Raw genomic sequence first — 15,268 nt, forward strand, 5'->3', positions numbered from 1 at the left:
ATCATCAACTACAACAAATTATTTAATGTTATACAGTTGTAAAAAATATTCAGGATTCTATACCATTTAAGCGTGAAAATAACTGATTATCTTAAACTTAAGTAAACAATTCATGCCCATTAGCTAAGAATAAATACGAATTTTGTTAATAAAAAACAAAAAACAGTTGCGAGTAAGCAATTTATGTTATATTTTGTTCAGTAGCTTTAATTATTAACTCAGTTAAAGGTTATTATTTTATGATTTGTTTTTGCGTTTTTGTTACTAATTTTATCACTAAACATCATCATCACCATCATTCCTGAATAGTCTTCGGGCGATTGGTGCTGGAAGACGTTGGTCTTCCGGTGATATCGCAAAAGCAAATAGAAAACCCTCGGAAGATCAAACTTCCGGGGGTTTTTTGTTTGTAATTTATAAATTTTTTGGATAGATGGGAGAATATTATGTTAGATAATTCGCGTTTACGCATTGCGATGCAAAAATCAGGCCGTTTAAGCGATGAGTCAAAAAAGTTACTGGCACAATGTGGCATTAAGATTAATCTGCAAGAACAGCGTTTGATCGCTTTTGCCGAAAATATGCCTATCGATATCTTACGAGTTCGAGATGATGACATTCCCGGTCTGGTGATTGATGGCGTTGTCGATATTGGTATTGTTGGCGAGAATGTATTAGAAGAAGAAGTATTAGATAGGCAAGCCGAAGGCGAAAATCCACAATTCAAAAAATTACGCAATTTAGACTTTGGTGGCTGCCGTTTGTCGATTGCAGCGCCTCGTGATTTTGATTATACGGGGCCTGAATGTTTAAATGATTTGCGAATTGCCACAACTTACCCTCACCTACTACGTCGCTATCTTGCTCAATATAATGTGACTTTTAAAACCTGTTTGCTTAATGGTTCGGTCGAAGTTGCGCCACGAGCTGGGCTTGCTGATGTGATTTGTGATTTAGTTTCCAGTGGAGCAACACTTGAAGCAAACGGACTTAAAGAGATAGAAGTCATTTATCAATCAAAGGCCTGTCTAATTCAACGACAAGGTGAAATGTCTACAATCAAACAAGCATTAATAGATAAAATTATGACTCGAATTCAAGGAGTGATCCAAGCTCGAGAATCAAAGTATATTATGTTACACGCTCCAACTGCGGTTTTAGATGATGTTGTTGCTTTACTCCCTGGTGCTGAAAATCCAACCATTTTACCGTTAACTGGTGAACAAAATCGAGTTGCATTACATATGGTCAGCACTGAATCGCTCTTTTGGGAAACCATGGAAAAACTAAAAGCGTTAGGAGCAAGCTCAATTCTTGTATTACCAATTGAAAAAATGATGGAGTAAAAATATGAAACTCTCTTATTGGCAACAATGTACTAATGAACAACAAGCAATATTATTAACTCGACCGGCAATTAGCTCTTCTGAATCAATTAGCAAAGCAGTGGCTGACATTTTGGCACAAGTTAAACAAAATGGGGATCAAGCATTAAAAGCGCTTAGTAGCAAGTATGATAAAGTTCAAATTAAGCAAATTAAACTAACTCAAGATGAAGTCAAATTGGCAACCAGTCGAGTTAACCCTGAATTAAAACAAGCTATGCAACTTGCCGTTGCTAATATTAAGAAGTTTCACCAAGCACAAATCCAACAAACCATTACGGTTGAAACAATGCCAGGAATAAAATGCCAACAAGTAACTCGCCCAATTGATTCTGTTGGACTTTATATTCCAGGTGGTTCAGCACCTTTATTATCAACCGTATTAATGCTTGCGACCCCTGCTAAAATTGCGGGTTGCCATAAAGTAATTTTATGTTCTCCTCCTCCGATTGCTGATGAAATATTATATGCAGCTGAACTTTGTGGAGTGACTGAAATTTATCAACTCGGAGGAGCTCAAGCTATCGCTGCTATGGCATTTGGTACAGAATCGGTACCTAAAGTGGCTAAAATCTTTGGACCTGGTAATGCGTATGTCACCGAAGCGAAACGTCAAGTAAGCCAGAGTTTAGATGGTGCTGCCATTGATATGCCTGCTGGCCCTTCTGAGGTGCTGGTCATTGCTGATAGTTCGGCAAATCCTGCTTTTATTGCCGCCGATCTGTTATCACAAGCTGAACATGGTGCTGATTCGCAAGTCGTTTTGTTAACGCCAGATGAGAAAATAGCTCAAACAGTATCGATCGAAGTTGATAAACAACTAGCCAATCTATCGCGCAAAAACATTGCCGAAAAAGCCTTACAAGAAAGTCGTTTAATTGTGACTAGCAATTTAGATGAATGTGTCAATATCAGTAATTGCTACGGACCAGAACATTTGATTATTCAAACATCTAATGCGGATGAGTTAGTTGAAAAAATCACTAGTGCTGGCTCAGTATTTTTAGGGAATTGGTCACCAGAATCAGCAGGAGATTACGCATCAGGAACCAATCATGTACTACCTACTTATGGCTATACCGCAACATATTCTAGTCTTGGACTTGCTGATTTTCAAAAGCGTATGACCGTGCAAAAATTAACGCCAGAGGGTTTAAAAATGATAGGTAACGCTGTTGAGCTTATGGCCGAAGCTGAACAACTTACTGCACATAAACAAGCCGTAACACTCCGCTTAGCGGCATTACAAGCAGAAAATAAATAAGGTAATTAATATGGATATCAATAAACTTGTTAGAAAAAATGTACAAAAACTGACGCCATACCAATCTGCTCGTCGAATTGGTGGTAATGGCGATGTGTGGTTAAATGCCAATGAATTTCCCGTTGCACCGCATTTTGAGTTAAAGGAACAAAGCCTAAACCGTTATCCTGAACCACAACCAGAAAAGGTTATCAACCGTTACGCTCAATATGTTGGTGTTACGCCAGAACAAGTCATTGTGAGTCGAGGAGCAGATGAAGCCATTGAGTTATTAATGCGTGCTTTTTGTGAGCCTACCCAAGATAGTATTTTATATTGTCCGCCAACTTATGGTATGTATCAAGTTAGTGCTGAAACACTTGGAATAGAAACCAAAGCCGTTCCAACAACAGCAGATTGGCAGCTCGATCTTAATGGAATAAAACAAAATCTTGATAAAGTAAAACTGATCTATGTCTGCTCACCTAATAATCCTACAGGTAATTTAATCAATCCTGATGATATTAAGATGTTACTTGATATAGCTAAAGATCGTGCATTAGTTATCATTGATGAAGCTTATATTGAATTTTCACCCGAATCATCAGTCGTTAGTTGGCTTGCTAATTATCCACACTTAGTGATTTTGCGTACCTTATCTAAAGCGTTTGCGTTAGCAGGATTACGTTGCGGTTTTACTATTGCCAATAAAGCAGTGATTGATGCACTACAAAAAGTCATTGCGCCTTATCCACTTGCAACGCCCGTGGCCGATATTGCAACACAAGCGCTGAGTAAAGATGGTATTAATACCATGAAATTGCATGTGATCAATTTAAATAAGCAGAAAGAGAAGTTTACCAACCAATTATCTCAACTACCGATTGTTGAAAAAGTTTACCCAAGTCGATCCAACTACTTATGTGTTAAATTTCAAGATAATAAAGAAGTATTTAACACCTTATGGAATAAAGGAATTATTTTACGAGATCAAAGCAAAGTAATTGGACAACAAAATATGATTCGCATTACCATTGGCACTCAAGCTGAATGCGAGGCGGTAATTTCAGCACTCAAAACGATAAAATAGGAGTAATCATGTTACAAAAATACTTATTTATTGATCGAGATGGCACACTAATTACCGAGCCACCTATTGATTTTCAGGTTGATCGTTTTGACAAATTAGCTTTTGAACCCAACGTAATCCCTGCTCTGTTAAAACTACAATCAGCAGGGTATAAATTAGTCATGGTCACCAATCAAGATGGACTAGGTACAAGTAGCTATCCACAAGCAGATTTTGATGGCCCACATAACCTTATGATGCAAATTTTTAAATCACAAGGTGTTAATTTTGAAGATGTCCTAATTTGCCCTCATTTTCCTGAGGATAATTGCGAGTGCCGTAAGCCTAAAATTCAATTAGTTTTACCTTATCTTATCAGTGGTAAGTTAGATACACAAAACAGTTATGTTATTGGTGATAGACTCACCGATATTCAACTTGCTGAAAATATGCAAATAAAAGGATTACGCTATCATCCTGAAAATCTCAATTGGAATGAAATTGCTCAACAGTTAACAGAGGTTAATCGTTATGCTAAAGTTGAGCGTAATACCAAAGAAACCAAGATATTAGTCGAGGTCTGGCTCGATCGCCAAGGTGGTAGCCAAATTAATACAGGAATTGGCTTTTTTGATCATATGCTTGATCAAATTGCTACCCATGGTGGAATTAAACTCAATATCCAAGTCGATGGCGATTTACATATTGATGATCACCATACAATTGAAGATACAGGACTTGCTTTAGGTGAGGCACTAAAAAAAGCACTGAATAATAAGCGAGGTATTACTCGATATGCTTCTGTTATTCCTATGGATGAGTGCCTAGCTAAGTGCGCAATAGATATTTCGGGTAGGCCGTACCTTAAATTTAAAGCAGAATTTACTCACCAAAAAGTCGGCGATATGAGCACACAAATGGTAGAGCATTTCTTTTACTCTCTGAGCTATGCAATGGGTATCACGTTACATATTGAAACAGAAGGCGATAACGATCATCACAAAGTAGAAAGTTTGTTTAAAGCCTTTGCGCGAACTTTAAAACAAGCCATAAAAATTGACGGTGACCATTTACCAAGCTCAAAAGGGGTATTATAAATGAATATAGTCATTCTCGACACTGGCTGTGCTAATCTTTCATCGGTTAAATATGCTGTGCAACGATTAGGTTATGAGCCAATAATTAGTCTTGAGCCTGATGTGGTACTTAGCTCTGATAAACTGTTTTTACCGGGAGTGGGTTCAGCAAAAGCCGCTATGCAAAATTTAAAAGAACGAAATTTAATTGAGTTGATAAAAGTTTGTACCCAACCTGTGTTAGGGATCTGCCTTGGTATGCAACTTTTAGCAAATTATAGTAACGAAGGCCATGTGCATACACTAGGGATTATTCCTGAAAATGTGGTAAAAATTCCTGATTGTGGACTACCTTTACCACATATGGGTTGGAATCAAGTCAAACCAAAAGCCGGACATCATCTATTTCGAGATATTCCTGATGATGCTTATTTTTACTTTGTACATGGATACGCGATGCCATTATGCTCAGCAACAATAGCAGAAACCAGTTACGGCGAAAGCTTTACCGCTGCCGTACAAAAAGACAACTTTTACGGCGTGCAGTTTCATCCCGAGCGTTCTGGCTGGGCCGGTGCCACATTACTCAAAAACTTTTTGGAGATGTAATCATGATTACTTTGCCAACAATAATACCTGCACTTGATTTAATTGATGGATCAGTTGTGCGCTTACATCAAGGTGATTATGAACAAAAACGTGATTACGGAAATGATCCCCTTTTACGATTGCAAGATTATGAAAAACAAGGTGCTAAATTATTACATCTTGTGGACTTAACTGGTGCAAAAGATCCAAAAGCACGTCAGATTGCGTTAATACAAACATTGATTAATGCAGTACAAGTGCCAATCCAAGTTGGTGGAGGGATTCGCACAGAAAAAGATGTACAAGCATTACTATCAGCGGGTGCTGCGCGAGTGGTTATTGGCTCAACCGCCATTAAACAACCCGAATTAGTCAAACAGTGGTTTACAAAATATGGCGCAGAAAGGTTGGTATTAGCACTTGATGTACGTATTAATACTAATGGAGAAAAACATGTTGCTATTCATGGTTGGCAAGAAGATTCCAACCAAACCTTAGAACAGGTGATTGATGATTACCTACCGTTTGGTTTAAAGCATGTGCTGTGCACTGATATCTCTAAGGATGGCACACTTAGCGGGGCAAACGTTAAATTGTATCAGCAAATCAGCCAAAAATACCCACAAATTGCCTTTCAGGCTTCAGGTGGCATTGGTCAGTTAAGTGATGTCAAAGCACTTAAAGACAATGGTATTGCTGGTGTGATTGTAGGTCGGGCATTACTTGAAGAAAAATTTACTGTTCAGGAGGCAATTTCATGCTGGCAAAAAGGATAATTCCTTGTTTAGATGTCCGTGATGGTCAAGTAGTTAAAGGCGTGCAGTTTCGCAATCATGAAATTATTGGTGATATTGTACCTTTAGCTAAACGTTATGCACAAGAAGGGGCTGATGAACTGGTTTTTTATGATATTACCGCCTCGTCAGACGGCCGTGTAGTTGATAAAAGCTGGGTGGCAAAAGTCGCCGAAGTAATTGATATCCCCTTTTGTGTTGCTGGTGGGATAAAAACAGTTGAAGATGCGGGGCAAATATTAACCTTTGGTGCCGATAAAATCTCAATTAATTCGCCCGCATTAGCTAACCCCCATTTAATTACTGAACTTGCCGATTGTTATGGTGTGCAGTGTATTGTAGTGGGTATTGATACATGGTATGACCAAGAATCACACAATTATCATGTTTACCAATTCACGGGCGATGAAAAACGTACAGTTGCAACTAAATGGAACACGCTTGACTGGGTACAAGAGGTGCAAAAACGTGGTGCTGGTGAAATTGTGCTTAACATGATGAATCAAGACGGTGTTCGCAATGGGTACGATATTGCTCAACTTAAAGCAGTTCGTGAAGTATGCCGTGTTCCTATAATTGCTTCGGGTGGCGCAGGCACTATGCAACATTTTTTACAGGCATTTAACGAAGCTGAAGTGGATGGCGCATTGGCAGCATCTGTTTTTCATAAACAAATTATTAACATTGCTGAACTAAAACACTATTTGGCACAATATGGAGTAGATATTCGATTATGTTAACTCAAAATTGCAATACAAAATTAAATTCACAACAATTAGATTGGCAAAAAGTAGATAATTTGATGCCAGTTATTATTCAGCATTATATTTCTGGCGATGTTTTGATGCTGGGTTATATGAATCAAGAAGCATTAACGCAAACACAAAGTAGTGGTAAAGTGACCTTTTACTCAAGAACTAAACAACGTATTTGGACAAAAGGTGAAACTTCTGGTAACTATCTAAAGGTAATCAATATCACTGCCGATTGCGATAATGACACCCTGCTTATTTTAGCCCATCCAATAGGACCAACTTGTCACACAGGTGCTAACAGTTGTTTTGTGGGTGCTAAAACGGAGTGGGGATTTTTATTTGAGTTAGAACAATTACTTGCTGCGCGCAAGAATGCCGATCCGAAATCGTCATACACAGCAAAACTCTATCACGATGGCACTAAACGTATTGCGCAAAAAGTGGGAGAAGAAGGCGTCGAAACGGTTCTTGCAGCAACTGTTCATGACCGTGAAGAGCTAAAAAATGAATCAGCAGATCTCATTTATCACTTATTAGTTTTACTTCAAGATCAAAATCTATCTTTACAAGATGTCATTGGTATTTTAAAAGCAAGGCATAAATAGTAAAAACCAATAAAGTGCGATCCCTATCGCGCTTTATGTTACTTTTCAATTAGCAAAAAAGAATAGGCTTACTTAACAAACTGGCAATTTTATTCCATTAAACATTGCTAATACATCACTATTGTTTTCACTTAGCATAAGTTTATCAACTGTTTGTCGATTCAGATGAGAAGAAAACTGATGAATAAAATCATACATATAGCCACGTAAAAATAATGAGCGAGCAAAAGTAATATAGGTGGTACTGTAAGGAAAAATATGCCCAGCATTCAGTACGACCAAATCATCATCTGACGTATTATTTACAGCCATTTTTGCCACAATGCCAACGCCTACTCCTAATTTCACATAGGTTTTAATTAAATCAGCATCTGTTGTGCTAAAAACGATATTCGGAGTCTGATGTGCTCGTGTAAAAGCTTGATTTAAATCTGAACCATCATTTGAAAAATCATAACTGACTAACGGATATTTTGAGAGTTCTTCAATTGAAATTAGACTACGTTTCGCTAACGGGTGATCTTTCATCACAATAATGGCTTGGTTCCAATGATAACAAGGTAAAGCAATCATATCATCACTTAACGACGAAATCTCAGTTACAATAGCAAATTCTGCCTGCCCTGCTTGCGCTTGTGCAATACATTGTGCTGATGAGCCTTGTTCCATATGCAAAGTAATGCTCGGGTATTGTTGCATAAACTGTTGAATCACAACAGGCAAAGCATAACGAGCCTGAGTATACGTTGTGATAATAGTTAACGAACCTTGATTTGGCTGACTAAATTCTTTAGCGATAATTTTAATATCGTTGGACTTATTTACAATTTCTCGGGAAAGCGCAACAATTTTTTCACCAACAGGCGTCACATGTGAAAGGTGTTTACCTGTTCGAGTAAATATCTGAACACCAAGTTCATCTTCTAATAGTTTTATTTGTTTGCTAATACCTGGTTGAGAGGTATACAGTTTTTCGGATGTTAACGATACGTTAAGATCATTATTGACGACTTCAACAATATAACGTAGTTGCTGCAATTTCATGACAAAGGCTCCTTCAACTGTATGCGTTTCACCCTGTTGATGAGATCGCAAGGGTGATTTTGTAAGGTAAATCCTTTCACACTCTAGTACAAACAAAAATAACTATTTTCATACTAAAACGTATAATTTACTGAAATCTATTAACAAAAATTCAGATGCTATTATCTATTTTTTGGTATTTATCCATTTACCATCCACGTATTGCATCACCCACCCTGTCGATTTGCCATTCACTTCAGAAGTAACATATTGTTGTTTATTTTTACGACTAAAACGAACAATCGATGGATTACCATCAGGATCTTTGTTTGGCGCTTGCGTTAAATAGATAAATTTTTCTGGCAAACGATCTTTAAAACGTTGCAATTCTTCAATCAAAGGTGCTCGGGTTTCTCTTGATTTTGGAAAATTGTGTGCTGCTAAAAAGATTCCAGAGGCACCATCACGTAATACGAAATGCGCATCAGATTTTGTACATTTAAGTTCAGGTAGATCAACCGGATCTTCTTTTGGTGGCGCAACCTCACCATTTTTTAGAATTTTACGGGTATTTTTACAATCTGAATTAATACAGCCCATATATAAACCGAAACGCCCTGATTTTAGATGCATCTCAGAACCACATTTTTCACATTCAATAATAGGACCTTCGTAACTTTTAACTTTAAAGCTACCTTTTTCAACAATAAAACCATCACAAATTGGATTATTACCACAAATATGTAATTTTCGCTCACTATCAAGCAAATAACTATCCATTGCCGTATGGCATTTAGGACAACGTTTACATGCTCTTAATGCATCGGTTTCCGCTGTTTCTGATTCTTCTAAAAGATTAAGTGTTTCATGCTCAGGAATTAAATTAATCGTTTGCTTACAACGCTCCTTTGGTGGTAATGCATAACCAGAGCATGCTAAAAATACCCCTGTACCCGCCGTTTTAATTCCCATTTCACGCGCACAATTAGGGCATTTAATTTCAGGCGTTAACACTAATGGATTAAGTTGCATTCCACCTTTATCAGGTGCTTGTTCAGCCACTTCAAGATGCTTACTAAAATCGCTAAAAAATTGGTCAAGCACTTCGCGCCATTCTTGCTTTTTGTGAGCAATTTCATCCAATGCATGTTCCATGCGTGCTGTAAAGTCATAGCTCATTAGATCATTGAAGTTTTCACTAAGCCTATCGGTAACAATTTCACCAATTTTTTCAGCATAAAAACGGCGATGATCTAAACGTACATATCCTCGATCTTGAATTGTTGAAATAATCGTTGCATAAGTAGATGGACGACCAATTTCACGTTTTTCCAGTTCTTTGACTAATGATGCTTCATTATAACGAGCAGGTGGTTTAGTAAAGTGTTGATTTGGGGTTAAGCTAATTAAGCCAAGTTGATCATTTACCGATAATTGCGGTAATATCTTGTCTTCATTGTTTTTAGCCAGTTGTGGCTGCACTTTCGTCCAACCATCAAAACGCAATGTACGACCTTTGGCTTTTAACGTAAAATCGCCAGATTTAACGGTAATTGTTGTTGAATTATATTCCGCCGATGTCATTTGACAAGCCACAAATTGACGCCAAATTAGTTGGTATAATTTACAAGCATCTACTTCTACATCACTAATATTATCAGCAAGAATAGTCACATCTGATGGACGAATAGCCTCATGTGCTTCTTGCGAGTTTTTCTTGCTACTGTATAAATTAGGTGAATTAGGTAAATATTTATTACCGAAATTTTTACCAATGTAATCCCGAACCATGGTTAATGCATCTTGACTCAAATTGGTTGAATCAGTACGCATATAAGTGATATAACCAGCCTCATATAAGCGTTGCGCTAGCATCATGGTCTTTTTAACACCAAATCCTAAACGCGTACTTGCAGCTTGTTGTAATGTTGAAGTAATAAACGGCGCAGTTGGATTACTTTTAGTTGGTTTTTCTTCAATATGGGTAACTTGATATTGGTTTTTATCCAACTGTGCTAAAGCGATATCAATAGCCACTTTATCTTTTGGCTCAAACGCTTCATCTTTGTAATGCGTGACTTGTAATGTTAATTGCTCTTTTTTAGCAGTATTTAAATCAGCATAAAGATCCCAGTACTCTTCAGGAATAAAAGCATGAATTTCACGTTCACGTTCAACAACAAGTCGCACTGCAACCGACTGCACACGACCAGCAGATAAACCTCTTGCCACTTTTTTCCAAAGTAATGGTGATAACATAAAACCGACAACTCGATCCATAAATCGGCGGGCTTGTTGTGCATTCACCCGATCCATATCAAGCATTGCAGGCTGATTAAAGGCATTTTTGATCGCTGTTTTAGTGATTTCGTTAAAAACAACACGACGATATTTACTATCGTCACCCCCAATAACCTCTTTAAGATGCCAAGCAATAGCTTCCCCTTCTCTATCCAAATCGGTTGCCAGATAGATCATATCAGCATCTTTAGCTAATTTTTTTAATTCTGATACCACCCGTTCTTTACCTGGTAAAATTTGGTAATGAGCTTTCCAACAGCTATAGGGATCAACGCTCATTCGATCAACTAAGATCTGTTTTTCGGAGCGTTTCACTTTTTTCTCGGTTTTATCTTTTTTGTCTTTTGTTGATTTTTCAGCTCGTTGGCTGCTACCACTTACAGGCAGATCACGAATATGACCGACACTGGATTTAACCACGAAATCTTTGCCAAGATATTTATTAATCGTTTTTGCTTTGGCTGGTGATTCCACAATAACAAGGGATTTTCCCATAATTAAACCTTTTTATTCTGTTGTTTATATTATTTACTATCAAGCTTTACATCAAGAAGCGATAGTAAATCATCTTTAATTGTTGATACTTTAGTTGCATATTGATCTTTTTGCTCAGCATCTTCAAGGAGTTGTGTAATGGTTTGTGACAACGTGCATCCTCGGCGTTTGGCTAAATTAGCCAATCGTTGCCAAACTAAAAACTCCAAATCTATGGACTTTTTTCGGGTATTTTGTTGTTCTGCATTAAAATGCCGTTTTCGCTTTGCCCGAATGGTTTGCTTTAGGCGATTATCTAAATCGGGATTTAAATGCGCTTTTATCCAATCAATAACACCCGTTGGATTATGTTCTAATAACAATAACTCATTGACCGCATGCTGCGCAGCACTTTTTTCAATATAACGTGTTATTAACTCACCTTCTAGGTGCCTTTTTACTAAATAGTGCCACTTCCAACCGCATTCAAGGTTCTCTAATTGCTGATACTTCATTGACTCATCTTGTGACGCTGTAACTAATATAGTTTATTTGTAGCATAATCTCGACACACAATAAAGAAAATTATTACGTTTGACAAATTTTTTATAAATCTGCTATCGTTCACCTTTCATTTTGATCTTTATTTAAGGAACACTCATAATGGCTAAAGCTGATGTTATTTATATTAATGGCTATATTTATACCGCAGACAAACACGATAGTATCTGCGAAGCTATTGCAATCGAAAATGGCTATATTATTGCAACTGGCACAACCCAAGAAATAAATAACAGCCACTATGTTGATAATCATACAACGATTTATGATTTGCAAGGCAAAACGATGATGCCCGGCATTATTGACTCCCATTTACACACTTTTTGGGGCGGGATGCAATTGTCATCGTGCAATTTAAATTATCAAAGTTTAACCATTGATGATACCTTAGCCATTATCCAACAATCTTTAGATCAAGACTCGCTAAATCACAACGATAATTGGTTACAAGTTCGTGGTTGGTTACGACAAGAGGTATTACCAATTGGCACAGATATCACACGCTTTGATCTTGATAAACTCAATACGAAAAGACCCGTAATTTTGTTCTCAAACGATTGCCATACCCTCGTTGCCAATAGCATTGCATTAGAAAAATTTGGTTTAGATAGAAACACGCCAGAACCAACAGATGGAAAGATTGGTCGTACCGACGACGGCGAATTAAATGGTATATTAGAAGATGCACCAGCCATGCGCGCATTTGACAGCATTTCTAAACTGACTGACGAACAAGCAGTTAACATCGCAAAACTGTCACAAGCTGAGCTCAATAAACAAGGGGTTACTTCAGTGATGGATGCGCGCATTACCGAAACCCAAGCTGATGCATTTTTAAGACTACAACAACAAGATACGCTTTCGATTCGTCTATTTGGTGCCCGTGAACTGCCACCAGATGATGTTTCGTCTATAGCGGATATTCCAAATGTCATTGAAAAAGTAAAACAGTTTGCTTCTCGTTACGATGATAAAAACTGGCAACCTAAGCCCGGTATAAAGATATCGCATACCAAACTATTTGTAGATGGCGTAATGCAAGCACCATTAATGACAGCACGCTTGCTTCAGCCATACCAGTTAACTGATGAAAAAGATCGTTATGGTGACCTGTATTACTCAATTGAGATGTTAGATGCTTTAATACTTGAATCAGCAAAAGCGGGATTTCACCCACATATGCATACAGTAGGTGAAGGTGCAATTAAAGTCGTGCTTGATGCTATTGAAAAAATGCGTAAAGCATTGCCTGATGCTGATATTCGCCCAAGTACAGCACATAATGAACTAAGCGCATCACATCAGTTTGCTAGATACAAACAATTAAACGCTTGTGTTGTATTTTCATTCCAATGGGCAGGTTGTAGTACGGCAATGATTGAGCAGTATCGAACATTATTTGGTCTTGAACGTTATAACGGCTTAGAGGCACATGGCCAATATATTGATGCTGGTGTCACTTGCGCTTTTGGAAGTGATTGGCCAATTGATCCATTAAATGAATGGTATGATTTCCAAATTGCCATGACCAGACAAATCGATACGGAGCATCCTCGATTAGATAATGATCGTAATTTAACCGCTATTGAAGTATTGCGTAGTGCCACTATTAATGCCGCCTATGTATTAAAGCAAGATGAATATATTGGCTCAATTGAAAAAGGTAAATTTGCTGATTTGATTATTTTGGATCGCAACCCATTTACCATTCCAGCAGCTGACATGCAAAATGTACAAGTTCTAACAACTATTGTCGGTGGTAAAACGGTTTATCAAAAAAACTAATGTGATAACAAAGATATTCAACATATAAAACAACATTGTAGGTGGACATCCTCCACCTACTAATCAATTTGTAACTATCCCCTAAAATAGTACAGCAAAAAAGTAGAAAATTCTCTATGATAAAAGAAAAGGGGATTTAATTATGAAAAAAATGACTGAACATCAAATCGTAGCTATTTTAAAAGAAGCAGAGGTAGGTGTACCCGTTAAAGAGTTGTGCCGTACATATGGCATGGGTAATTCAACTTTTTATAAATGACGGGAAAAATAGGACGGTATGGAAACGTCGGATATTAAACGCTTAAAGGAGCTTGAGGCCGAAAACCGTAAGCTTAAACAGATGTTTGCTGAGCTAAGTTTAAAATCACAGCATCAGGAACAAATCATAAAAAAGCTTTAGTGCCCACAAAGGCACGTAAAACGTGGGCACAGCAACTACAACAAAATCATTCGGTTACTATTGCTATGAGTTGTGCCATTGTTGGCTTAAGCCGTTGTGCTTACTATTATCAACCTAAGTTGCAGGATGACACGGTGATTGTTTCAGTGTTGAATGCTATCACAGACCGGCATTTACGTTGGGGCTTTCCTAAGTGTTTTAATCGTATCAGAAAGCTCGGCTATAAATGGAATCATAAACGTGTTTATCGGGTGTATTGTGAGTTAAAACTGAATCTTAAAACAAAACGAAAACAACGAATGCCACCTCGGGAGCCAGAAAAGTTATTGGCTCCCAATAAACAAGGTGAATGTTGGTCAATGGATTTTATGAGTGACAGTAGTCGTAATCAACGTCGCTTTAGGACATTCAATGTCATCGATGACTTTAATCGTGAGGCGTTAGGCATTGATATTGCAGTAAGCTTACCCGCAGGAAGGATTACCCGTTACTTAGATAAACTGGACGAATATCATGGGTATCCATTAAAAATACGGGTCGATAATGGCCCAGAATTTACAGGAAAAACCTTTACCAACTGGGCTAAATTACATGGTATAACCATTGATTATATCCAGCCCGGTAGCCCTTATCAAAATGGCTATATTGAACGATTTAATCGTACCTATCGTACTGAAGTACTCGATTTATATCTTTTTAACAACTTAGCTCAAGCAAGGAGAATAACTGAAGAATGGTTAAAGGTTTATAACACCGAAAGACCGCATGAGGCATTAAATAACATGACACCGATTGAGTATAAAACACTAAAACAAGCAGCATGATTTTCTACGTGAGTTGTGTACTAAGTTTGGGGTATTTACATAACGGCGCGGCGCAATCATATTGGGTGATTTTGCCCATTTCATCTTTAAACCAAATCACTTTACCATAAGTATTATACCGATACTCACGGGTGGTGTTATTGGGTAAGATAATTTGGGTAATTCGATTTAACGCATCATAACGATAGTGTGTGGTACTGCCGTTTTGTTGTTTTTCCCATTCTAAGCGACCAATAGCATCATAGCCAAATTGGCGTAAACCTTGAATTGAAGAGTTATCCTCTAATAATTCCCCTTGCTCTGACCAAACTAAACGTTGGTGACTCTGGTCAGGATATTGAATAAAAATGGGCTTACCTTGAGCATTATATTGATATACCGTGCT

The 15,268-nt window shown here is 37.6% G+C and carries 13 protein-coding genes, 1 pseudogene and 1 other annotated feature; of the genes and pseudogenes, 10 read left to right on the forward strand and 4 right to left on the reverse strand.

Going from position 1 to position 15,268, the window contains the following annotated elements; translation table 11 throughout:
- The first annotated feature begins 283 nt into the window (after positions 1–283).
- Positions 284–408: a sequence feature (His leader region), on the forward strand.
- A gap of 38 nt (positions 409–446) precedes the next feature.
- The 8 genes from hisG to hisIE are packed head-to-tail and all read left to right on the forward strand — an operon-like array spanning position 447 to position 7,515.
- Positions 447–1,346: an ATP phosphoribosyltransferase gene (hisG, locus tag A9G30_RS11360; protein WP_065566266.1), complete on the forward strand. Its 900-nt coding sequence runs from the start codon at positions 447–449 to the stop codon at positions 1,344–1,346.
- Positions 1,347–1,350: 4 nt separating this feature from the next.
- The gene (hisD, locus tag A9G30_RS11365; protein ID WP_065582574.1) at positions 1,351–2,649 is read left to right on the forward strand and encodes a histidinol dehydrogenase; all 1,299 of its coding nucleotides are present in this window, start codon (positions 1,351–1,353) and stop codon (positions 2,647–2,649) included.
- A gap of 10 nt (positions 2,650–2,659) precedes the next feature.
- Positions 2,660–3,718 (forward strand): histidinol-phosphate transaminase, encoded by a 1,059-nt coding sequence (gene hisC / locus A9G30_RS11370; protein ID WP_176700454.1) that lies wholly within the window; start codon positions 2,660–2,662, stop codon positions 3,716–3,718.
- Positions 3,719–3,726: 8 nt separating this feature from the next.
- Positions 3,727–4,794: a bifunctional histidinol-phosphatase/imidazoleglycerol-phosphate dehydratase HisB gene (gene hisB / locus A9G30_RS11375; protein WP_065582576.1), complete on the forward strand. Its 1,068-nt coding sequence runs from the start codon at positions 3,727–3,729 to the stop codon at positions 4,792–4,794.
- Positions 4,795–5,382, forward strand: a complete 588-nt coding sequence (hisH, locus tag A9G30_RS11380) for an imidazole glycerol phosphate synthase subunit HisH (protein ID WP_065582577.1) — start codon at positions 4,795–4,797, stop codon at positions 5,380–5,382.
- Between the two features lie 2 nt (positions 5,383–5,384).
- A complete protein-coding gene (gene hisA / locus A9G30_RS11385) occupies positions 5,385–6,137 on the forward strand; it encodes a 1-(5-phosphoribosyl)-5-[(5-phosphoribosylamino)methylideneamino]imidazole-4-carboxamide isomerase (RefSeq protein ID WP_065589031.1) in 753 nt (250 codons plus the stop codon).
- On the forward strand, positions 6,119–6,895 hold the full coding sequence (gene hisF, locus A9G30_RS11390) for an imidazole glycerol phosphate synthase subunit HisF (protein WP_065580803.1): 777 nt from the start codon (positions 6,119–6,121) through the stop codon (positions 6,893–6,895). The genes hisA and hisF overlap by 19 nt, the downstream gene beginning before the upstream one ends.
- Positions 6,889–7,515 (forward strand): bifunctional phosphoribosyl-AMP cyclohydrolase/phosphoribosyl-ATP diphosphatase HisIE, encoded by a 627-nt coding sequence (gene hisIE / locus A9G30_RS11395; protein ID WP_065589032.1) that lies wholly within the window; start codon positions 6,889–6,891, stop codon positions 7,513–7,515. Before hisF ends, hisIE begins: the two co-directional genes overlap by 7 nt.
- Positions 7,516–7,587: 72 nt before the next feature.
- Here the strand turns inward: hisIE and cysB are convergent, their stop codons facing one another.
- The 3 genes from cysB to matP form a co-directional block, all read right to left on the reverse strand.
- Complete coding sequence (cysB, locus tag A9G30_RS11400) at positions 7,588–8,559, reverse strand: HTH-type transcriptional regulator CysB (RefSeq protein WP_065582580.1); 972 nt, start codon at positions 8,557–8,559, stop codon at positions 7,588–7,590.
- A gap of 165 nt (positions 8,560–8,724) precedes the next feature.
- Complete coding sequence (topA, locus tag A9G30_RS11405) at positions 8,725–11,334, reverse strand: type I DNA topoisomerase (protein WP_065589033.1); 2,610 nt, start codon at positions 11,332–11,334, stop codon at positions 8,725–8,727.
- A 29-nt stretch (positions 11,335–11,363) separates the two neighbouring features.
- Complete coding sequence (gene matP, locus A9G30_RS11410; protein WP_065582582.1) at positions 11,364–11,828, reverse strand: macrodomain Ter protein MatP; 465 nt, start codon at positions 11,826–11,828, stop codon at positions 11,364–11,366.
- A 148-nt stretch (positions 11,829–11,976) separates the two neighbouring features.
- Between matP and A9G30_RS11415 the strand changes: the two genes are divergently transcribed.
- Positions 11,977–13,659: an amidohydrolase gene (locus A9G30_RS11415; protein ID WP_065589034.1), complete on the forward strand. Its 1,683-nt coding sequence runs from the start codon at positions 11,977–11,979 to the stop codon at positions 13,657–13,659.
- Between the two features lie 142 nt (positions 13,660–13,801).
- Positions 13,802–14,883 (forward strand): annotated as a pseudogene (locus A9G30_RS11425) (IS3 family transposase).
- Between the two features lie 4 nt (positions 14,884–14,887).
- Here A9G30_RS11425 and A9G30_RS11430 read toward each other — a convergent pair.
- The coding region (locus A9G30_RS11430; RefSeq protein WP_141672101.1) for an RHS repeat domain-containing protein at positions 14,888–15,268 on the reverse strand (381 nt) is incomplete at its 5' end.

Origin of the sequence: Gilliamella sp. Fer4-1 (genome assembly GCF_001690515.1) — a bacterium.
Classification (GTDB): domain Bacteria; phylum Pseudomonadota; class Gammaproteobacteria; order Enterobacterales; family Orbaceae; genus Gilliamella; species Gilliamella apicola_C.

Excerpts from the sequence above, each read along its gene's own strand:
- hisF (WP_065580803.1), top strand. The coding sequence starts at position 6,119 with ATGCTGGCAAAAAGGATAATTCCTTGTTTAGATGTCCGTGATGGTCAA.
- hisIE (WP_065589032.1), top strand. The coding sequence starts at position 6,889 with ATGTTAACTCAAAATTGCAATACAAAATTAAATTCACAACAATTAGAT.
- matP (WP_065582582.1), bottom strand. The coding sequence starts at position 11,828 with ATGAAGTATCAGCAATTAGAGAACCTTGAATGCGGTTGGAAGTGGCAC.
- hisB (WP_065582576.1), top strand. The coding sequence starts at position 3,727 with ATGTTACAAAAATACTTATTTATTGATCGAGATGGCACACTAATTACC.
- hisA (WP_065589031.1), top strand. The coding sequence starts at position 5,385 with ATGATTACTTTGCCAACAATAATACCTGCACTTGATTTAATTGATGGA.
- topA (WP_065589033.1), bottom strand. The coding sequence starts at position 11,334 with ATGGGAAAATCCCTTGTTATTGTGGAATCACCAGCCAAAGCAAAAACG.
- hisG (WP_065566266.1), top strand. The coding sequence starts at position 447 with ATGTTAGATAATTCGCGTTTACGCATTGCGATGCAAAAATCAGGCCGT.
- hisD (WP_065582574.1), top strand. The coding sequence starts at position 1,351 with ATGAAACTCTCTTATTGGCAACAATGTACTAATGAACAACAAGCAATA.
- hisC (WP_176700454.1), top strand. The coding sequence starts at position 2,660 with ATGGATATCAATAAACTTGTTAGAAAAAATGTACAAAAACTGACGCCA.
- A9G30_RS11415 (WP_065589034.1), top strand. The coding sequence starts at position 11,977 with ATGGCTAAAGCTGATGTTATTTATATTAATGGCTATATTTATACCGCA.
- hisH (WP_065582577.1), top strand. The coding sequence starts at position 4,795 with ATGAATATAGTCATTCTCGACACTGGCTGTGCTAATCTTTCATCGGTT.
- cysB (WP_065582580.1), bottom strand. The coding sequence starts at position 8,559 with ATGAAATTGCAGCAACTACGTTATATTGTTGAAGTCGTCAATAATGAT.